We start from the raw sequence: 18,957 nt of genomic DNA on the forward strand, positions 1-18,957 counted from the left end.
GGCACTATCTCTCGTCCTCATGACCTCAACTCTTCAGCAGCGCCAAGGCGCTTCTGCCTGGAGTCAGTTCTGTGAGTGGGTCACCTCCACCAACAACCGCCTCTACGTGGGCTGGTTCGGTGTGCTGATGATCCCCACCCTCCTGGCTGCCACCATCTGCTTCATCGTGGCCTTCGTGGCTGCACCTCCCGTTGACATCGACGGCATCCGTGAGCCCGTCGCTGGTTCACTGATGTATGGCAACAACATCATCTCCGGTGCTGTTGTTCCCTCCAGCAATGCGATCGGCCTGCACTTCTACCCGATCTGGGAAGCCGCCAGCCTCGATGAGTGGCTCTACAACGGTGGCCCCTATCAGCTGGTGATTTTCCACTTCCTGATCGGCATCTTCTGCTACATGGGCCGTGAGTGGGAACTCTCCTACCGCCTCGGCATGCGTCCCTGGATCTGCGTGGCCTACAGCGCCCCAGTGGCCGCTGCTTCAGCTGTGTTCCTGATCTACCCCTTCGGTCAGGGTTCGTTCTCCGACGGCATGCCCCTCGGCATCTCCGGCACCTTCAATTTCATGCTGGTGTTCCAGGCCGAGCACAATATCCTGATGCACCCCTTCCACATGCTGGGTGTGGCCGGTGTGTTCGGTGGTTCGCTGTTCTCGGCGATGCATGGTTCGCTCGTCACCAGCTCGCTGGTGCGTGAAACCACCGAAAGCGAGAGCCAGAACTACGGCTACAAGTTCGGCCAGGAAGAGGAGACCTACAACATCGTGGCCGCCCACGGCTACTTCGGTCGCCTGATCTTCCAGTACGCCTCCTTCAACAACAGCCGCAGCCTGCACTTCCTGCTGGCCGCCTGGCCGGTAATCGGCATCTGGTTCACCGCCCTGGGCGTGAGCACGATGGCCTTCAACCTGAACGGTTTCAACTTCAACCAGTCGATCCTCGATGGCCAGGGCCGCGTGATCAACACCTGGGCTGATGTGCTGAACCGTGCAGGCCTTGGCATGGAAGTGATGCACGAGCGCAACGCTCACAACTTCCCGCTCGATCTGGCTTCTGCAGAAGCCACCCCTGTGGCCCTGATCGCTCCGGCGATCGGCTGATCCAGGCTGGTGGATCCATAGGGTCCACCAACTGCTTCGCGTGGATTGAAGCCAAGCCTCCGCCATGGCGGGGGCTTTTTTTTGGCACATGCCAGTTTCCCCCTGGGCTTGGGCACAAGGAGCTGCCTAAAGTGAGCACGTATTCCCAGGTTCGTTGCGGAGGAAGCATCGCCCATCGCCAGCAACGGCGGAACCCATCTCCAGGGGGTCTGGCGATCGCTCTGATCGGGCTTTCCTGGATCGGAATGGGTGCAACCCTGCAGGGCTGCCAGCCGAAACCAGCCGGTCCGCCCCCTGTCGCCGCAGCTCGGCGTGTGTCCGCACTGGGGCGCATCGAGCCTGAAACCAAGATCCGCAAAGTGGCTGTGTCGAGCTCTCTGAGCGGCGACCGCATCGAAGACATCCTGGTGGAGGAGAACACCTGGGTGACGCGCGGGACACCCCTGGCCCGGCTGAACAGCTACGGCACCCTCAAGGCGTCCTACGACGAGGCCAACGAGAATGTGGCCGTGGCCCAGAGCAAGCTGGCACAGGTGAGGGCCGGTGCCAAGCAGGGTGAGATCCGCGCGCAGGAGTTCAACGTGCAGAGCCTGGAGCGCAAGCTGGCCGCCCAGAAGCTCGCCCAGGATCAGGCCGTCAATGCCGCCCGCGCCAAAGCCAACGAGGCACGGGTTGAACAGCAGCGCTACGACGGCCTGTACGCCAATGGGGGCGTATCGGCGCTCGAGCGGGACCGCTACCGCACCCGCTCCGAGACCAGTGCTGCCGATCTGGCCAAGGCGATCGAAACCCGCGACGGCACCCTGCTCACCCTTCGCTCTGACATCGAGAGCGCCAGGCAGACCCTGGAGCAGATCAAGGAGGTGCGCCCCGAAGACATCACCACCGCCAACAATGAATTGCGAAAGGCGGTCGCCGCCCGCGACCGGGCCCGTCAGGAATTCGAGTTCGCCACGGTGCGCGCGCCCCAGAACGGGCGCATCCTCAAGATCATCGCCAGGCCAGGCGACAAGGTGAGCGACCAGGGCATCCTCGAGATGGCCGACACCAGCCGCATGGTCGTGACGGCAGAGGTCTATCAGACCGACATGCGCATGATCGGCATGGGCCAGGGCGCCACCATCACCGCCGACGGCATCGAGGGCAGCCTCAAGGGCAAGGTATACCAGGTGATTCCGCAGGTGCAGAAGCAGACCATCTTTGCCGGGGAGCCTGGTGAGAATCAGGACCAACGGGTGTTCGAGGTGAAGCTGAACCTCCAGCTCAATGACTCCGAGCAGAAGCGGATCGGCTATGCCTCCAATCTCCAGGTGAACGTGGTGTTCGACCCCAAGCCGGCACCGGCGCCATGATCAGCCCCCTGCGCAAGCTGCTGAAACGCACCCCGGTGGCCTGGCTGCAGGTCACCAACAATCCGGTGAAGATGATGATCGCCCTGGCGGGTGTGAGCTTCTCGAACCTGCTGATGTTCTTTCAGCTGGGTTTGCTGGACAGCCTCTACAACAGCCAGCGCAAACCCATCGACCGCCTCCGCGCCGATCTGGTGATGGTGAGTGAGGGCTACAGCAACTTCGCCTCGCTGCAGACCTTCCAACGCAGCCGGCTCTACCAGGCCCTCGGGGTGGAAGGGGTGGAGAGCATCTCGCCACTGCGCATCTCGCGGGGCGTCTGGATCACCCCCGCCACCCGGCAGTCTTACGACATCTACACCTTCGGGGTGGATCTCACCAAGCCCTCCCTTGCCTTTCCTGAACTCGAGAACGATCCTTTCCGGCTGCAGCCGCTGCGCAGCGCATTCTTCGATCGCAACTCCAAAAAGCAATACGGCGATGTCGCCGGCGTCGTGAAGCGTGATGGCGTCTATCCACTCGAGATCAACGGCAAATCGATCCGCATCATCGACACCTTCTCGATGGGGGCCACCTTCGCGGCCGAGGCCAATCTGATCGTCAGCGAGAACACCTTTCTCTACATGTTCCCCAAGGCGGATCAACGCATGATCCAACTGGGCCTGATCCGCCTGCGGCCAGGCAGCTCCGCCAGCGCCGTGCAGGCCGCCCTGCAGCCATTGATGGCGAAAGACGTGAAGGTGCTCACCCGCACTCAACTGGCCGAACTGGAGGTGAACTACTGGAAGCGCAACTCCTCGGTGGGATTCATCTTCTCCCTCGGCGTTCTGGTGGGCTTCGTGGTGGGCAGCATCATCGTGTACCAGATCCTCTTCGGTGACGTGATGAACAATCTGCCCCAGTACGCCACCCTGAAGGCGATGGGCTACACCGATTCCTTTGTGATCAGCGTGGTGATCCAGCAGTCGGCCATTCTGGCGGTGATCGGCTTCGTGCCGGGTGTGATCATCTCCATGGGTCTTTACAGCCTGCTGGCCAACGTCACCAAGCTCACGGTGTTCATGACCGTGAACCGGGCCTTGCAGGTGTTGATCCTCACCTTCGTGATGTGCGTGGGATCCGGCGCCCTGGCCACCCGCAAATTGGTGGAACTCGATCCAGCCGATGTCTTCTGAATCCGGATCAGTGCCCACTGGTGAAACTGTGCCCACTGAAGAATCTCTGCCCGCCGGCGATTCCTTGCCCACCGGTGAAACCCTGCCCACCGGTGAGCCCGTGATCTCCCTGAAACACGTGAACCACTGGTTCGGCAGCGGCGACAGCCGCAAGCAAGCCCTCAAGGACATCACACTCGACATTCAGCCGGGCGAGATCGTGATCTGCACAGGGCCTTCCGGTTCCGGCAAGACCACCCTGCTCACCATGCTGGGCGGCTTGCGGGCCTGCCAGGACGGCAGCCTGAAGATCCTCGGCGAGGAACTCCATGGAGCCGGCAAGGAGGTCCTGGCGAAGCTGCGCCTCAATGTGGGCTTCATCTTCCAGGCCCACAACCTGATGATGTTCCTCAACGCCAGGAAGAACGTGCGCCTCTCCCTCGAACTGCACGATCAGTATTACGAGGAAGACATGGACAGGCTGGCGGCAGAAATGCTCGAGAAAGTCGGTCTCGGCGATCGGGAAGACTACTTTCCCTCCAATCTTTCCGGCGGCCAGAGGCAGCGGGTGGCGATTGCCCGGGCCATGGTGGCGCAACCGAAGATCCTGCTCGGCGATGAGCCCACCGCGGCCCTCGATAAGGAATCAGGCCGCAATGTGGTTAATCTGATGCGTGAGATGGCCACCAATCACAAGACCACGATCATCATGGTGACCCACGACAACAAGATTCTCGATGTGGCCGACCGGATCATCATTGTCGATGAGGGCGCCCTGGCCAGCAAGGAGGCCGAAGCGGCCTTCGTTGGCAGGATGAGGGAAACCGGCAGCTGAAGCCGATGCCCCACGGCGGTCGAACCAGCAGAACCGCAGTCGGAGCGTTTCAGTAGGCTCCAGCCCATGGGCAGCAGCTTCGGACACCTCTTCCGCATCAGCACCTTCGGTGAATCCCACGGCGGTGGCGTGGGCGTCATCGTCGATGGCTGCCCGCCACGGCTGGCGCTCGATCTTGAGGCCATTCAGGCGGAGCTCGACCGCAGGAAGCCCGGCCAGAGCAAGATCACCACCCCCCGCAAGGAAGACGACCGCGTCGAGATCCTCAGCGGCCTGCTCGATGGGGTCACCCTGGGCACGCCGATCGCGATGGTGGTGCGCAACAGGGACCAGCGGCCCAACGATTACAAGGAGATGGAGGTGGCGTTCCGTCCCTCCCACGCCGATGCCACCTACCAGGCCAAATACGGCATCCAGGCCCGCAGTGGCGGCGGCCGGGCCTCGGCGCGGGAAACGATCGGCCGGGTGGCCGCCGGTGCCATCGCCAAGCAACTGCTGGCCAGAGCCCATGGCACCGAAGTGATCGCCTGGGTGAAGCGGATTCACACCATCGAGGCCACGATCGATCCAGCCAGCGTGAGCCTCGACGACGTGGAGGCCAACATCGTGCGTTGCCCTGATGCCGCCTGCGCCGAGCGGATGATCGAGCGGATCGAGGCGATCGGCCGCGAGGGTGATTCCTGCGGCGGCGTGATCGAGTGCGTGGTGCGCCGTGCGCCGGTGGGGCTGGGCATGCCGGTCTTCGACAAGCTGGAAGCCGATCTGGCCAAGGCGGTGATGTCGCTGCCGGCCACCAAGGGCTTCGAGATCGGCTCGGGCTTCGGCGGCAGCCTGCAGCGGGGTAGTGAGCACAACGACGCCTTCATCGCCACCGGCGATGGCAGCCTGCGCACCGCCACCAACAACTCCGGCGGCATCCAGGGGGGCATCAGCAACGGCGAGGACATCGTGCTGCGGGTGGCCTTCAAACCCACCGCCACGATCCGCAAGGCCCAGCAGACGATCACCGCCGCCGGCGAGGCCACGGTGCTGGAAGCCAAGGGCCGCCACGACCCCTGCGTGCTGCCCCGGGCGGTGCCGATGGTGGAAGCGATGGTGTCTCTGGTGCTGGCCGACCACCTGCTGCGTCAGCAGGCTCAGTGCAGCCTCTGGTAGCTAGTTGGCTGGAACAGCCGGCGGGGCCGATGGCGTCAGGGGACCATCGCCGTTGCTGAGCGGGGCAACGGTGGATGTGCTGAGCCTGCTCACGGCTTTGGCCATGCGCTTGGCCAGGGAAGAAGAAGCCGTTGACTTGGCCGCAGCGGTGGCCTTTGGCTTTGGAGCTGTCTTCGGAGCCGTCTTCGGAGCCGTCTTCGGAGCTGTCTTCGTTATCGCCTTTGCAGTTGACTTCACAGTTGACTTAGCAGTTGACTTCGCAGCTGGCTTCGGCGTTGTCCTGGCCTGCTTTGCGGGAGTGCGGGCCGCCTTGATGGGCTCCGACTTCAAAGACCCAGCGGAGGCGAGGGACGCTTTCGCAGGGCTGAGCTTGGCTGGGCGGCTGGCTGCGGTGGCAGCGCCTGGTTTGGCCGCAGCAACAGTGGTGGTGGCCTTCGAGCGGGGTGTCGACCTGGCGGCCGACTTGGTGGTCGACTTGGTGGACGCGGTCTGGCGTGGAAGGGGCCTGGCCGCAACAGAAGCATCGCTGCCAGAGCCGTTACGGCTCCGATGGGAAAGGATCAGGGCCCACTCCTGATCACTGATCGCAGCTGGCTTGGTGCCGTGCCTGTGGGTGATCTCAGCGGCCTTCTCGATGTCATCGACCAGATTTCGCCAGGAGGTTGCGAAGCGCTTATCCGACTGGGACTTCGCCCCACTTTCAAGCAGGGTTTCGACGACCCCGGCTGCGGAGACCTTCTTGCGGCGGCGGTTGAAAATCTGCTTCTGGAGCTGCGCAATCAATGCCTCGGCCTTGCTGCTGAGCTGAATCGTGAGCTGAGCCATCGAATGAGCCGTGATGTCTCCTAGTGGTAACACCTCTGTGTTGAAGTTGACAACTCAAGGCGCTCGACGCAGGCCAGAAATCTGCTAGTGCGGGCGAGCGTCGAGCCAGTGCAGCAAACCGTTCAGGCCGGGATCCAGCTGGAAGGATCCATCCCTGCCAGCAAAGAGAGCTCCGCCGAGAGCCACAGCATCAACACCCGCCGCCAGCCAGTCAGGCACCGCTGCCAACTGCAAGCCTCCAGCAGCAATGCAGAACGGCAAGACTCCGAGTGGCGCTTCCAGCTGTCGCCAGTAGTGGGGTCCCAGATTCGCCGCTGGGAACAACTTCACCAGACGGCAACCGAGGCGACGGGCTCGATCGACTTCGGTGGGGGTCATCACACCGGGCACCAAGGTGAGCCCGAGCTGGTCAGCCTGGTCCAACAGCTCTGGGTCGAGGATCGGCGACATCGCATAGCCCAGGCCTGCTGCAGCGGTTGCCTCCAGGGCAGCGCGGTGGCAAACCGAGGCGGAACCGAAGAGGAGATCGGGGTAGCTCCGCTGAAGACTCAGACAAAAATCGATCCAGCCGGGATCATCTCTCCAGGCGAGCTCAATGTGCCGCACCCCGATTCGATGGAGCTGGTCAATGGTGGCAAGAGCCTCTGGAGTGGCCTGGCAACGGAGCACGACCAGCAGCGGCTGCCTCCGCAGGGAGGCCAGCAAGGCCAAAGGACTAGACGTATTCAGCCACTCGCACGTCACTGCGGATCAGCAGCTCCTGCAGTTCCTCGGCGTCGACCGTTTCCTTCTCCACCAGAATTTCGGCCAGCTCATCAAGCACCGCGCGGTTGTCGATCAGAACCGCCTTGGCGCGCCGGTAAGCCTGCTCGACCAACAACCCAACCTCCTCGTCGATCGCGGCGGCGGTGTCCTCGGAGAAGTCACGATCGGCGGCGATGTCGCGGCCCAGGAACATCCCTCCCTGGGGACGGCCGAGGGCAACCGGTCCGAGCCGATCACTCATGCCGAAGCGGGTAACCATCTGACGGGCGACCCGGGCCACCTGCTGAAGGTCATTGGAGGCGCCGGTGGTGACTTCGTCTTCGCCATAGACGATTTCTTCAGCAACCCGACCGCCGAGAGCCACTGCCATCTGGTTCTGGAGATAGGCACGGGAATAGAGGCCGGATTCCATGCGTTCCTCACTGGGGGTGAAGAAGGTGAGGCCACCGGCCTGTCCACGCGGAATGATGCTGATTTTCTGGACGGGGTCGTAGTCGGGCATCAGGGCACCGACCAAGGCATGGCCGGATTCGTGATATGCGACAAGACGCTTCCGCTTTTCGCTCATCACCCGATCCTTCTTCTCAGGCCCAGCCATCACGCGCTCGATCGCGTCGTTGACTTCGTCCATTGAAACTTCGGTGAGCTGACGACGGGCCGCCAGGATGGCCGCCTCGTTCAGCAGGTTGGCGAGGTCGGCTCCCGTGAAGCCGGGCGTGCGACGGGCCACCCGATCAAGGTCCACATCTTTGGCCAGGGTCTTGCCACGGGCATGAACTGCCAGAATCTGTAGCCGACCGTTGTAATCAGGCCGGTCGACAACCACCTGACGATCGAAGCGACCCGGACGCATCAGCGCCGAATCAAGCACATCAGGGCGGTTGGTGGCCGCCACGATGATGATGCCGGTGTTGCCCTCGAACCCATCCATCTCGGTGAGCAGCTGGTTGAGGGTCTGCTCCCGCTCATCGTTTCCACCACCGAGGCCCGCGCCCCGCTGGCGACCGACGGCATCGATTTCATCGATGAAGACGATGCAGGGGGCATTCTTCTTGGCCTGCTCGAACAGGTCGCGCACCCGGCTGGCGCCAACCCCCACGAACATCTCGACAAACTCTGAGCCGGAGATCGAGAAGAACGGCACACCGGCCTCTCCTGCGACCGCCTTGGCCAGGAGGGTCTTGCCAGTGCCCGGTGGGCCAACCAGCAGAACACCTTTTGGAATCTTGGCGCCGACGGCCGTGAAGCGGTCGGGATTCTTGAGGAAGTCGACGACCTCGGTGAGCTCAAGCTTGGCCCCTTCGATGCCAGCCACATCCCCGAAAGTGACCTGGGTCTGGGGCTCCATCTGGACGCGGGCTTTGCTCTTGCCGAAGCTCATCGCCGGGTTGCCGCCCCCACCCTGGGCGCGGCGCAGCAGGAAAAACAGCCCACCCAACAGCAGCAGGGGGAAGAGCAGGCTGCCGATGGCTGATTGCCAGGCTGTCGGCTCCCGGCTGGGCTGCACAGCGATGTCGACGTTGTGGTCGGTGAGCAGCTTGAGCAGGTCCTTGTCGGGAGCGAGGTTGACAAGGGCGCGGCCGCCGTCGTTCTCGACGACCTGGGCTGTGCCCCGGTCGGGGGAGATCAGCACCCGGGCGATCTGGTTGCCTTGAACGGCCTCCACAAAATCGCTGTAGCGAAGGTTGCGAGGTGCATTGGCAGGATCAGGGCGATCCAGGAAGGCCGTGCCGATCGCAATCACGACAACGGCCAGGAGCACGTAGAGCCCCGCATTGCGCCAGCGCTTGTTCAACCTGGAAAGCCTCGATCAGAAGGTGAAGTAATGTTAACCACCTCTCAGGATCCGCTGCCGGAGCCCCGGGGATGGCCATTCATCCTAAGGACTCCAGCGGCTGGGACGACTCAGGCCTCCTCCAGCCGTCCGTAGAGCTGGCCGGTGATCTTGACGTCGACGGCAAGCTTGCCGCCCATGTCGGTATCGGAGGGTTGGATCGCCGTGAACACCCCGGCGAATTCACCGGTGCTGCTGTCCACCTTGGTGATCGACAGGTTCATGGTTCCCTTGCCGTCCACGTACTGCTTGACGTTCTCCGTGGTGAGGTCTTCGTCGTCGCCGGCAGGCACGAGGCCGACGGCACTGCTGTAGCCGCTGGTGAGGCCCCGTCCCTTCGGATCCAGGAAGTTGCTGGTGCGGTAGCTGGGGGCGCGATAGCTGCCGTCGAAATCGGTGCTGGTGCTGATCGAGGAGCCCGAAGCGGTGGCCAGCAGCTCCTTGCTCGAGAAGGTGAAGGGCACTTCTTCACCGCCGGGCAGCAGCACGGTGATCGGCTGGAAGTCGATGCCACCGAGCTCCTTGAAGCTGAGGCCATCGCCGGTGACCTTCAGATCGCCATAGACCTGATCAAGGCTGGAGGTGAAGCGGGTGAGGATCCGGCCGGCCACGAACTGAGCTTCCTGGCGCTTGTTGGCAGGTTCCCCCTTGACGAACACCTCGGAGGGGTGAAGGCAGATGTCGCGGAGCTGGTAGCGGATCGAGCCATCCAGGGGAATCGAGCCGCGGGCGGAATCCGGGAGGGTGGGGCAGTCGTTCGCCTTGCCTGTGTTGACAATGTCGTCGTAGGTGACATTGGCCCGCTCCACAGCCTTGGCGCCACCGCTGCAGGCCGTGACAAGGGTGAGGCAGAGCGCCAGCACAAGAGCCAGCAGAGGTCGGAAACGCATGGGGAGAAGCCGCACGGGCAGGGTGAAAAACCGAGTGAACGGTGCGCCACCGGCGATCTTACCGATCAAATTCCCCTTGCCTCAGAGCCTGTTGCGGCTCTCAACAACCGGATCGGCAGAGGGCCCGGCAGCCACGGCCAGCGGCTCGAGCAGGGCGCCCAGCGCCGTGAGCAACTGATGGGCCACTGCCAGCTTGCTGGCCGGCAGGATCTCAGCCTGAGCCAGGCCTGGGCCCAGCAACCAGCCACGGTTGGTGGCTGATCCGAAACCGGCTCCCGCCTGATCGATCGGATTGGCGAACAGCAGGTCGCAGCCCTTGCTCGCGAACTTGACGCCGGCCTGGGAGAGCACATCGCCGGAGTGGGCGGCGAAACCCAGCAATTTCTGGCCGGCGGGCCGGTGGGCGACCAGTTCCGCCAGAAGATCAGGCACCTCCTGCCAACCCCTCTCCAGGGCGGTGAGCAGGTCGTGCTTCGCAACTTTTCCGACCAGCGGTGCGGCGCGGCGGTGATCCGCCACCGCGGCCGCCATGGCGATGGCCTCCATCCGGGGCTGCAGCCTCCGCAGCTCCGCCTGCAGCTGGGCCGCGCTCTGGACCGGATGGCACTCAAGCCCTTCCAGCAGAGCCGGATCCACCCGCAGCGGCCCGTGGATCAGATCCACCCGGGCACCCCGCAACCGGGCCGCCTGGGCCAGCAGCACCCCCATCAGCCCGGTGCTTGGGTTGGTCAGGCAGCGGGCCGGATCGAGGCTTTCCTGGGTGGGTCCAGCCGTGACCAGCAACCGCCGACCCTGCCAGTCGCGCCGCCAGCCCCACAGCGACAGCGATTCCAGGGCCAGGAGCAGCACGGTGGATTCCGCCATGCGCCCATCGCCCTGTCGATCACAGGCCAGCAGGCCCGCTCCGGGCAGCAGGGGCAGCACCCGCTCCATGGCCAGCAGATGCCGCCAGTTGCGCTGAACCGGCTCGGCGCGCCACATCGCCGTGTTCATCGCCGCCGCAGCCAGAATCGGGGCCTCGCAGGCGAGCAGGGTGCTGGCCAGCAGGGAGTCAGCCTGACCATGAACCCAACGGGCCAGGCTGGTGGCGCTGAGCGGCGCAACCAACACCAGCTCGGCCCATTCGGCCAGCTCGATGTGGAGCGGACGCGGGGCCTGGGCGCTCCACTGATCGGCATCCAGGAAACAGCGATGGCGACTCAGGCTGGCCAGGGACACCGGACTGACCAGCCGGGCGGCGCTGGGGGTGACCACACAGCGCAGCTCGGCGCCGCGCTTGGCCAGGGCACTCACCAGCAGCGGCAGCTTCACCGCCGCAATGCTGCCACTGATGCCCACCAGCACCCGGCGGCCGCTGAGCGGATCGGGGAGCACCGCCGCCTCATTCCTCATCGAATGGTTCCTGATCCACCAGGTGGACATAGGGGCGGGCCAGATCAGGCCTGTGGATCGCCAGAGCCCGCATCAGGTGCCAGTCCTGCAGCCCGGCGAACGGGGAGGGATAGTCGTCGTCGTCGAGGCGCTGGGCGAGGGCAGCTGTGGAGGCCTCATCAAAGGCCTCGAGCCGCTCGAGAGTGATCGATTCCGCCATGGAAGCCGACGCCGCTGGATCAGCTGGGCTGGAGGAAGACGCAGAGATGGGCTCGACCACGGTGTTCAGGAGAAGTGCTCAACCCTCATTTCATCGCATCCCGGGGCGCAATGGCTGCTCGAAAGCCGGTGATAAGTTGCAATCCAGGGGGGAGTTAGCTCAGCTGGTAGAGCGCTGCGATCGCACCGCAGAGGTCAGGGGTTCGAGTCCCCTATTCTCCATTGTGATTCCTGATTGGCATTCCTGATCCGCTCTCACAGTCTGTTTGACATCAGCGAATCAGTCAGTCCGCCAGGATGGCTGGCTGGAGGTGCGGCAGAGCGCGGCACAATGGAATGGCTTGGTACCGCTGCGATCCGAAACGATGGATTGGACCGAAGCTGCTGAACAGAAACTCAAGGAGGTGCCCTTTTTCGTGCGGCCGGCAGTTCGCCGCCGCATCGAGGGCCTGGCCGCTGAAGCCGGTATCAGCAGCATCGATCCGGCGTTCTACGCGGAAGCCCGGGCCCGGTTCGCCCGCAAATGATCGCCCAGGTGGCGGTGCAGCGGTCCACGCTGCGGTTCACGGCCGGGAGCCCTGGCCGACGATAAGGTAAAAGAGAGGGATCTGTCCGACGCCTGCTCCATGTCGCAATCAAAGCGAGAACAGGTGGTCAGTCACCTTCGCTACATCCGCCAGGAGTTGCGCGAAATGCATCAGGGGGTGATGGAGGATGGGTTGCTGCCGGAAGCCGGCGAGGTCAGGGGCGTGATGGCCCAGATGGAGGCCCTGCTGGAGCTGCTGGAGGGCAAGGGTTCCCGCAAGAACAAGGAAAGCGAAGCCTGACCCCGGGATTGAATCCTGGCCCCGGCAGGGGGCCGTGGGACAGCTGGTTGTGTTGCGAACCCCGGCTGGTTTGATTGAAATCCCCTATGGATGGGGTCAGGAGCTCCCCAGCACTCCAGAAATGGTGTAAGAAGGGTTCGGCAGGCAGCTGGGTCGGGTGATGGGGATCGCCAACCGGAGCGCCTGCCCACCCATGCCGTGAGCCGCCTGCAGCAAACTCGCCTGCAGCGTCAGGTTGGTCAGGCCGCTCAGCGGCTGGAACGCTGGGCAGCCAATCCATGGCGGCGGTTTTCCCTCCAGCTGATCATCCTGCTGAGCGGTTTCTTCTTCGGCGGTGCGATCGGCATGCTCACCGGAGCGATGGGCTATCTGGATCCCCTGGCCGCCCTGCTCTGCGTGGTGCCGATCGAGCTGAGCGTGCGCAGCCGCCGACAGCTCCTGCTCCAGAGCGGCGACAGACTGCTGCTTCAGCTGATCGACGCCGCCAGGGTCGGCTGGTTGTATGGCCTGTTGCTGGAAGGCTTCAAATTGCTCTGAGGCTCAGGGCCCCGGCGTCTCCGCCGCCGCCAGCAGATAGAGCAAGGCCATGCGGACCGGAATGCCGTTGCGGACCTGCTCGTCCACAAGGCAGACGGTTGGATCGTCGAGGAGCTCACCACTCAGTTCGACACCCCGGTTCACCGGACCGGGATGAAGCACCGGCACCGCCTGGCCACAGAGCTCAAGGCGCCGATGGCTGAGGCCGTACCGACGGTGATAGCTCTCCAGGCTGGTCAGCAGGTTCTGGTCCATGCGCTCCTGCTGCAGGCGCAGGGTCATCACCGCGTCGGCGCCCGGTAGAGCCTCCTCCAGACTGCGCACAACACTGATCCCGCCGCGCCGCTCGACCGGATCGTGCGGTTGGCCAGGCGGCGGGGCCGCCACGAAGGCCCTGAAGCATTCCGGCAGGAGAGTGGCGGGGCCACACAGCACCACCTCGGCGCCACAGGCGCTCAGGGCCCAGAGATTGGAGCGGGCCACCCTGGAGTGGAGCACATCGCCGACGATCACGACCCGCTTTCCCCGCAGAGCGTCCGGGGTGGGGGCAGCGGGAGAGAAATGCCGAGCCAGGGTGAAGAGATCGAGCAGCCCCTGGCTGGGGTGACTGTGGAGTCCATCGCCGCCGTTGAGCACCGCCACCCGCGCGCCACCCCCTGCATCGAGGCCCCGCGCCAGGGCCTGCGGCACCCCGGCACAGCGATGGCGCACCACCAGCACATCCGCCCCCATGGCCACATAGGTGCGGGCTGTGTCCAGCAGGCTTTCCCCCTTGGCCAGGGAGCTGGAGGACGGCGAGAAGGTCTGAACATCGGCGGAGAGGCGCCGGGCGGCCAGCTCGAAACTGCTGCGGGTGCGGGTGCTCGGCTCGAAGAAAAGGCTGGTGACGAGCTTGCCCTGCAGGGCCGGCAAGCGGCGGGCTCCGGTGCTGGGCAACGAGCGGAAGCGCTGGGCCAGCTCCAGCACCGTGACGAAATCGCCCAGCGAGAAGGCCGCCAGATCGAGCACGTGGCGATGGGTCCAGCGATAGCTCACGGCAACCCCCCTGGCCCGGGCGAGAAAGCCAGAGGGCCGCGGGGGGCACGATCCCCCCGGCTGCGGCGACTGACGCTGCGGCTGGCCCGCAGATACCAGCGCCAGGGCAGCTCCTGTCCCTGGGACACCCCGATCCGGCCGCTGGCCAGGATCGGGGTGTTTCCCAGCGCGGCCTGGGCCGCCAGCCAAGCGCCGAAAGGAGCCGGACGGGCGGCCAGCCAGGCACCGCTGGCGGGAGCCAGTGGCTGGCGATCGAAACGGCGATCGATCCCGAAACGTCTGGCCAGCAAGGCCGGACCAGCGGCGACCCGCTCCGGTTCACCCGGAATGGCCACGGCCCGCAACAGCACCCCGCTGGCCCAGTCATCGCGGTGGGTCACCACATTCACGCAGTGATGCAGGCCATAGATCAGATAAACGTAGAAGCGACCAGGCGGCCCGAACAGGGTCTCATTGGCCGGCGACCGGCGGCGATGGCCGTGGCAGGCCGGCTCGCTCTGGCAATAGGCCTCCGTTTCCACCACCATCCCCCAGAGCAGGCGATCCGCCTCGAACCGCCGCACCAGCAGGCAGCCCACCAGCTCCGGAGCCACCTGCTCGGCGGGACGGCTGAAGAAGGCCGGGGGGAGGGGAGCGGTCAGGGGTTCGACGCGAAGCGGCTCCGGGAGAGGGTCCTGGTGGGGCGGAAGCGGCAGACTGGAGGAAGTCAACGATTTCAGATCGTTCCGGCTCGAAGACTCCACCGCCCTCCACTTGTGTCCAGCGCCCTCTCCGGTTTCAACCTCGGCACCGTGCTGCTGGCCACCAGCGGCCTGTTCTGTCTGGCCACGCTCTACTTCGGCACCCGGGGCGGCTACTACGACACCGAAGCCTATGAAGGCAATGGCACGGCGCACTGAGAGCCGATCTGAGAGCCGATCGGAATCCAGGCCGCTGAACCGGATCCAGCTTCATCCCTGGCTGCTGCGCAGTTGCTCCGATTCCGGGCAATCTTCAGCAACTTCGAGGTCTTCGGCCTGGGTGCTGCGGCTGAAGAAAGCCAGGCGGGTGCTGACCGCACCGATCGACTCGAGCCGAACACTCTCTTCCCAGCTGTGCAGTTCGTCGTCCTCTTCTGCGTCATAGCGGAGGGTGACCAGATCCCCTTCGATCTGCACGACCAGGGCCTTCTCGATCCAGCGTTGCTGATCCCGCAGGTACACCCAGACCGGGCGTTGCTCACTGCAGAACTGATCGAGCTTGCGATGCAGCATTCCTTCTCCGGCGGCAGCCAGCCGTGGCCGGATCAGGTCCGGACAGTGCCAATCCTAGGGATGATGCAGGGAACCGTTACACCACCACGCCATGACCACCCCTGGAGCCGTCGACCAGCACGAAGCCATCAGGTTGCAGCTGCGCAGCTGGCCTGAGGTGGAGGCCTATCTCACCACCTGCAAGGGGGTGATCGTGCCGCTTGGCTCCACCGAACAGCACGGCCCCACCGGAGCGATCGGCACCGACGCCCTCACCGCCGACGCCGTCGCCCTGGAGGTGGGGCGGCGCACCGGTGTGCTGGTGACACCACCCCAGCCCTTCGGCATGGCCGAACACCACCTGGGCTTCGCCGGCACGATCAGCCTGCAGCCCTCCACCTTGCTGGCCGTTCTCCAGGATGTGGTGCTGTCACTGGCCCGACACGGCTTCGAGCGGATCTTCGTGATCAACGGCCATGGCGGCAACATCGCCACCTGTCGGGCCGCCTTCGCCGAGGCCTATGGCGCCGCGACGCTCCGCGGACTGGCCACCGCCCCCCGGTTGCGCTGCAGGCTGGCCAACTGGTTCATGGCGGGGCCGGTGATGCGAGAGGCGCGGGATCTGTACGGGGAACGGGAAGGGCACCACGCCACCCCCAGCGAGATCGCCCTCACCCTGCACCTGGAGCCCAGCCTGATCGCCAAGCAGCGGCCCTTGCCGGAATCAGCGCCGGCCGGGCCGATCCATGGGCCGGAGGATTTCCGGCGACGCCACCCGGATGGGCGGATGGGCTCCGACCCCTTCCTGGCCAGCGCGGCCGATGGTGCCCGCTTCCTGGATCTGGCCGCCACGGCCCTGGCCGGCGATCTGGAGGCGTTCCTCTCCGATGCCGAACCGGCCGGCTGAACAGCCTGGCCGTCCTGCGCCGCAGGGACGGGGCGGCGCGGACCGCTAGGTTCTGAGCCAGGCGAGGCATCGAAGCGATGGGAAGGATCACTGCCGAAGACGTGCGCAAGGTGGCCCTGCTGGCCCGGCTCGATCTGGCCGAAGACAAGGTGACCACCTACACCAGCCAGCTGGAGCGGATCCTCGACTACGTGGGCCACCTGGAAACGGTGGACACCGCCGGAGTTCCGCCCACCACCCGGGCTGTGGAGGTGGTGAACGTGACCCGCCGGGATGTGGTGAATCCCACGCCCGTGCGCGACGAGCTGCTGGAGCTTGCCCCCCAGCGGGAGGGTGATTTTATCCGGGTTCCAAAAATCCTGGCCGACTGAGGTCAGGACAGGGAGGGGCGGGGCTTCGGCGAAACGGCCGTGCGATGGAGCAGGGCCAGCACATGGCGGCGGGAGCGGGCCGTGGGCATCAGGGCGGCAAGGGGCCTGAGCCGACTGCGGCGGCGCTTGTGGCTGCGGATGCCGAAAAAGATGTCGTAGAGAAAGTTGATCCCATCCTGGCGGGTTTCAAAGAGCCCGAGCCGTTGCGGGGAGCCCTTGGCATCGAGCAGGGGCTGGGTAGCCCGGTAGGCATCCTGATACTCGAACCAGGGAATCGAGGGCCAGAGATGATGAACAAGGTGATAGTTCTGGCCCATGATCAACCAGTTCATCAGCCGACTTGGATACACCCTGGCATTGTGCCAACGGCTGCGGGAAAGGAAGGGGCGGTGGGGAAGATAATCGAAGAAGAGGCCAAGGGTGACACCCACCATCAGGGCAGGAGCAAACCAGCAGTTGAAGATGAACGGCAGGAAGCCGAATTTCACGGCGGCTATCACGATGGTCAGGAACAAACCACGCGCCAGCCCCCACTCCAGCAGTTCCCAGCGTCGCCAGAGGCGATGGCGGAAGAAGAACACCTCGTGATAGAAGAAGCGCGGTGCAATCAACCACAGTGGCCCGAAGGTGGACACGATGTGATCCGGATCCAGTTTCGGATCGTTGACATGGGCGTGGTGCTGGAGATGCACCCGGGTGAACACCGGGAAGCTGAAGCCCAGCAGGATGGCGGCACCATGCCCCATCACCGCGTTCCAGAAGCGGCTGGGGTGGGCGGCATTGTGGCAGGCGTCATGGATGACGGTGCCCTCCAGGTGCAGGGCGATGAAGCCAAGCGACAACAACAGCGCCAGGGGCCACTGGCCGACGAACCAGCCCCAGATCGTCAGGCCGGCCAATCCGTAGCCAGCCAGGAAGAGGACCACGGTGGGGTTCCAGGCCGCTGGGGGGTCGAGGTACTGGCGCGGCACCGAACGCGACAACGGAGCCGGGCTGGCCGTGACGGCACGCTGGGGAGGCGTCTTGGCCAGAACTTGTGTCATCGCCTCGATACGGTGCCCCAGCCAAACATCGTGCCCCACCTTACGGGTAATGAATGGCCCACCGAAGAGCGAATTCAGGGCTGATTGACAACAGAGTGGGGGAGCCCCATCCCCCGCGGCCATGAGCAGCCTGGGCACCGCTGGCGACGACGGACGGCTGGTAGCACTGCGAAAGGAGTTCGAGCACGAAGCGCGCTTCAGCCAGGTGTTCGTGGTGCTCACCGTGGGGGCCACCCTGATCGCCACCCTGGGGCTGCTGGCCAACAGTCCGGGGGTGGTGATCGGCGCCATGGTGGTGGCCCCCTGGATCCTGCCGCTGCAGTCGATGGCGTTCGAGATCCTGCGGGGTCGCCTGCCGATGTTCCTGCGGGCGCTGCGCACCTTGATGCTCGGGGTGGCGATCTGTCTGCTGCTGGCCATGGCGGTGGGCCATCTGGTGGCCTTCCCCAGCTTCGGCAGCGAGGTGATGAACCGCACCAGCCCCAACCTGCTGGACCTGGGGGTGGCTCTGGTGGCCGGCGCCGTGGCGATGTACGCCAAGCTCAGAAAAGACGCGATCTCGGCCCTGGCCGGTCTGGCGATCGCCGTGGCCCTGGTGCCACCGATCTGCGTGGTGGGGCTGCTGCTGGCCTCGGCGTTCTGGGCGCAGGCCTATGGGGCGCTGCTGCTGTTCGCCACCAACCTGCTGGGGATCATGGTGGGGGCGATGGCAACCCTGGGGACACTTGAGCGGGTCTACCGGGGACGACTGCTGCACAGCAGGCTCGGTCTGACCAGCCTGGTGCTCACCGCCCTGCTGGTGGTTCCGCTTGGCGGCAGCTTTTTTCGCCTGTTGGATCGCTCCCGCCGGGAGACCAAGGCGCAGCAATTGGAGGCCGTGATCGAGCAGCGGTTGCGCAGCAGCACGATCACGCTCGGCGGCGATCCAGCCATCGATCTCGTCGGGATCAGCATCGACTGGCAGAAGAACCCACCACTGATCCGAGCCCGGGTGCGGGTCACTGATCCGGCCGTACCCAGCTCGAACCAGGTGGCAGCTGTTCAGGACTTCATCAACACGAACCAGGCACCACTGCGCTTCCGGCTGGTGGTGCAGCGCACCGCCGTGGATCTGATCGGTCCGGAAACCGCTCCGAATCCCCCCGAACTGGAGGTGCTGCCGGCCCAGGAAGCCCGGCCGTTGCCGCAGGGCGAAGCACAGGAGACGGATGCTTCTGAGCCCGGGACTTAGGAGCGTGTCGCCCACAGATCAGCATCCGATCACTTGCCCAGACACCTTCCTGAATCGGCCCAGAACATCTGACGTTCAATTGATATGGAGAAATGAATGAAGGGCACCTCGAAAAATCTACGTCGCTCCCTAACAGGCTTTGAAATAAGCAATAGAATTGGTTCAGTTCAACACAGCTGAATGGGACAGCGTGGATTCTGGGATGAGGAGAAGCGCATCCACAGGCTTCAGCAGAAGAAGCCTACGTTAGCGACCCTATCCGAGACGATTCCTTGGGA

Annotated in this window: 23 protein-coding genes and 1 tRNA gene; 15 read left to right on the forward strand and 9 right to left on the reverse strand. The window is 64.6% G+C overall.

Translation table 11 applies throughout. From position 1 onward, the window contains the following. Positions 1-19 precede the first annotated feature (19 nt). From psbA to KQ307_RS11520, 7 genes are all read left to right on the forward strand, one after another. Positions 20-1,099: a photosystem II q(b) protein gene (gene psbA / locus KQ307_RS11490; protein ID WP_259728032.1), complete on the forward strand. Its 1,080-nt coding sequence runs from the start codon at positions 20-22 to the stop codon at positions 1,097-1,099. Positions 1,100-1,344: 245 nt separating this feature from the next. Further along, positions 1,345-2,451 (forward strand): efflux RND transporter periplasmic adaptor subunit, encoded by a 1,107-nt coding sequence (locus KQ307_RS11495; protein WP_259728021.1) that lies wholly within the window; start codon positions 1,345-1,347, stop codon positions 2,449-2,451. After that, positions 2,448-3,623, forward strand: coding sequence for an ABC transporter permease DevC (gene devC, locus KQ307_RS11500; protein WP_259728022.1), 1,176 nt, complete (start codon positions 2,448-2,450; stop codon positions 3,621-3,623). The genes KQ307_RS11495 and devC overlap by 4 nt, the downstream gene beginning before the upstream one ends. 28 nt (positions 3,624-3,651) lie before the next feature. Continuing rightward, positions 3,652-4,437: an ATP-binding cassette domain-containing protein gene (locus KQ307_RS11505; protein ID WP_399242171.1), complete on the forward strand. Its 786-nt coding sequence runs from the start codon at positions 3,652-3,654 to the stop codon at positions 4,435-4,437. A 66-nt stretch (positions 4,438-4,503) separates the two neighbouring features. After that, entirely contained in the window at positions 4,504-5,592 is a 1,089-nt protein-coding gene (gene aroC / locus KQ307_RS11510) for a chorismate synthase (protein WP_259728023.1), read from the forward strand. A gap of 4 nt (positions 5,593-5,596) precedes the next feature. Next, entirely contained in the window at positions 5,597-6,169 is a 573-nt protein-coding gene (locus KQ307_RS11515) for a hypothetical protein (protein WP_259728024.1), read from the forward strand. Positions 6,170-6,201: 32 nt separating this feature from the next. Then, positions 6,202-6,441: a hypothetical protein gene (locus KQ307_RS11520; protein ID WP_259728025.1), complete on the forward strand. Its 240-nt coding sequence runs from the start codon at positions 6,202-6,204 to the stop codon at positions 6,439-6,441. Between the two features lie 60 nt (positions 6,442-6,501). Here the strand turns inward: KQ307_RS11520 and KQ307_RS11525 are convergent, their stop codons facing one another. From KQ307_RS11525 to KQ307_RS11545, 5 genes are all read right to left on the reverse strand, one after another. Beyond that, positions 6,502-7,122 (reverse strand): bifunctional 4-hydroxy-2-oxoglutarate aldolase/2-dehydro-3-deoxy-phosphogluconate aldolase, encoded by a 621-nt coding sequence (locus tag KQ307_RS11525; protein WP_259728026.1) that lies wholly within the window; start codon positions 7,120-7,122, stop codon positions 6,502-6,504. Positions 7,123-7,132: 10 nt separating this feature from the next. Beyond that, entirely contained in the window at positions 7,133-8,977 is a 1,845-nt protein-coding gene (gene ftsH3 / locus KQ307_RS11530) for an ATP-dependent zinc metalloprotease FtsH3 (RefSeq protein WP_259701387.1), read from the reverse strand. A 110-nt stretch (positions 8,978-9,087) separates the two neighbouring features. Then, positions 9,088-9,906, reverse strand: a complete 819-nt coding sequence (psbO, locus tag KQ307_RS11535) for a photosystem II manganese-stabilizing polypeptide (RefSeq protein ID WP_259701386.1) — start codon at positions 9,904-9,906, stop codon at positions 9,088-9,090. An 81-nt stretch (positions 9,907-9,987) separates the two neighbouring features. Then, positions 9,988-11,298: a bifunctional phosphopantothenoylcysteine decarboxylase/phosphopantothenate--cysteine ligase CoaBC gene (coaBC, locus tag KQ307_RS11540; RefSeq protein WP_259728027.1), complete on the reverse strand. Its 1,311-nt coding sequence runs from the start codon at positions 11,296-11,298 to the stop codon at positions 9,988-9,990. Further along, complete coding sequence (locus KQ307_RS11545; protein WP_259701384.1) at positions 11,288-11,497, reverse strand: DUF2555 domain-containing protein; 210 nt, start codon at positions 11,495-11,497, stop codon at positions 11,288-11,290. The genes coaBC and KQ307_RS11545 overlap by 11 nt, the downstream gene beginning before the upstream one ends. Before the next feature lie 148 nt (positions 11,498-11,645). Between KQ307_RS11545 and KQ307_RS11550 the strand changes: the two genes are divergently transcribed. The 4 genes from KQ307_RS11550 to KQ307_RS11565 all read left to right on the forward strand — a co-directional run bounded on the left by KQ307_RS11550 (position 11,646) and on the right by KQ307_RS11565 (position 12,860). Then, a tRNA-Ala gene (locus KQ307_RS11550) sits at positions 11,646-11,718 on the forward strand. A gap of 143 nt (positions 11,719-11,861) precedes the next feature. Beyond that, the gene (locus KQ307_RS11555; RefSeq protein WP_259701369.1) at positions 11,862-12,023 is read left to right on the forward strand and encodes a PCP reductase family protein; all 162 of its coding nucleotides are present in this window, start codon (positions 11,862-11,864) and stop codon (positions 12,021-12,023) included. A gap of 99 nt (positions 12,024-12,122) precedes the next feature. Then, the gene (locus KQ307_RS11560; protein ID WP_259701368.1) at positions 12,123-12,323 is read left to right on the forward strand and encodes a hypothetical protein; all 201 of its coding nucleotides are present in this window, start codon (positions 12,123-12,125) and stop codon (positions 12,321-12,323) included. Positions 12,324-12,521: 198 nt separating this feature from the next. Next, positions 12,522-12,860, forward strand: coding sequence for a DUF565 domain-containing protein (locus KQ307_RS11565; RefSeq protein ID WP_259728028.1), 339 nt, complete (start codon positions 12,522-12,524; stop codon positions 12,858-12,860). Between the two features lie 3 nt (positions 12,861-12,863). Here KQ307_RS11565 and KQ307_RS11570 read toward each other — a convergent pair whose 3' ends face one another. Beyond that, the gene (locus KQ307_RS11570; RefSeq protein WP_259701366.1) at positions 12,864-13,895 is read right to left on the reverse strand and encodes an aspartate carbamoyltransferase catalytic subunit; all 1,032 of its coding nucleotides are present in this window, start codon (positions 13,893-13,895) and stop codon (positions 12,864-12,866) included. Then, positions 13,892-14,536 carry a DNA-3-methyladenine glycosylase gene (locus KQ307_RS11575; RefSeq protein ID WP_259701394.1) on the reverse strand — a complete coding sequence of 215 codons (645 nt, stop codon included), beginning with the start codon at positions 14,534-14,536 and terminating at the stop codon, positions 13,892-13,894. Before KQ307_RS11575 ends, KQ307_RS11570 begins: the two co-directional genes overlap by 4 nt. Positions 14,537-14,650: 114 nt before the next feature. On the opposite strand from KQ307_RS11575, the gene KQ307_RS11580 reads away from it, so the two are divergent. Beyond that, a complete protein-coding gene (locus KQ307_RS11580) occupies positions 14,651-14,794 on the forward strand; it encodes a hypothetical protein (RefSeq protein ID WP_259701365.1) in 144 nt (47 codons plus the stop codon). Positions 14,795-14,845: 51 nt separating this feature from the next. Here KQ307_RS11580 and KQ307_RS11585 read toward each other — a convergent pair whose 3' ends face one another. Further along, positions 14,846-15,148, reverse strand: coding sequence for a DUF6679 family protein (locus tag KQ307_RS11585; RefSeq protein ID WP_259701364.1), 303 nt, complete (start codon positions 15,146-15,148; stop codon positions 14,846-14,848). A gap of 91 nt (positions 15,149-15,239) precedes the next feature. On the opposite strand from KQ307_RS11585, the gene KQ307_RS11590 reads away from it, so the two are divergent. Further along, on the forward strand, positions 15,240-16,034 hold the full coding sequence (locus tag KQ307_RS11590) for a creatininase family protein (RefSeq protein ID WP_259701363.1): 795 nt from the start codon (positions 15,240-15,242) through the stop codon (positions 16,032-16,034). A 77-nt stretch (positions 16,035-16,111) separates the two neighbouring features. Then, entirely contained in the window at positions 16,112-16,405 is a 294-nt protein-coding gene (gatC, locus tag KQ307_RS11595) for an Asp-tRNA(Asn)/Glu-tRNA(Gln) amidotransferase subunit GatC (protein WP_259728029.1), read from the forward strand. A gap of 2 nt (positions 16,406-16,407) precedes the next feature. On the opposite strand, the gene crtR is transcribed toward gatC, so the two are convergent. Then, positions 16,408-17,448, reverse strand: coding sequence for a beta-carotene hydroxylase (crtR, locus tag KQ307_RS11600; RefSeq protein WP_259728030.1), 1,041 nt, complete (start codon positions 17,446-17,448; stop codon positions 16,408-16,410). Positions 17,449-17,569: 121 nt separating this feature from the next. Here crtR and KQ307_RS11605 point away from each other — a divergent pair, with 121 nt between their 5' ends. Next, positions 17,570-18,679, forward strand: coding sequence for a DUF389 domain-containing protein (locus tag KQ307_RS11605; protein ID WP_259728031.1), 1,110 nt, complete (start codon positions 17,570-17,572; stop codon positions 18,677-18,679). The last annotated feature ends 278 nt before the right edge of the window (positions 18,680-18,957 follow it).

It is taken from the genome of Synechococcus sp. CS-1326, assembly GCF_025128115.1.
Classification (GTDB): domain Bacteria; phylum Cyanobacteriota; class Cyanobacteriia; order PCC-6307; family Cyanobiaceae; genus Regnicoccus.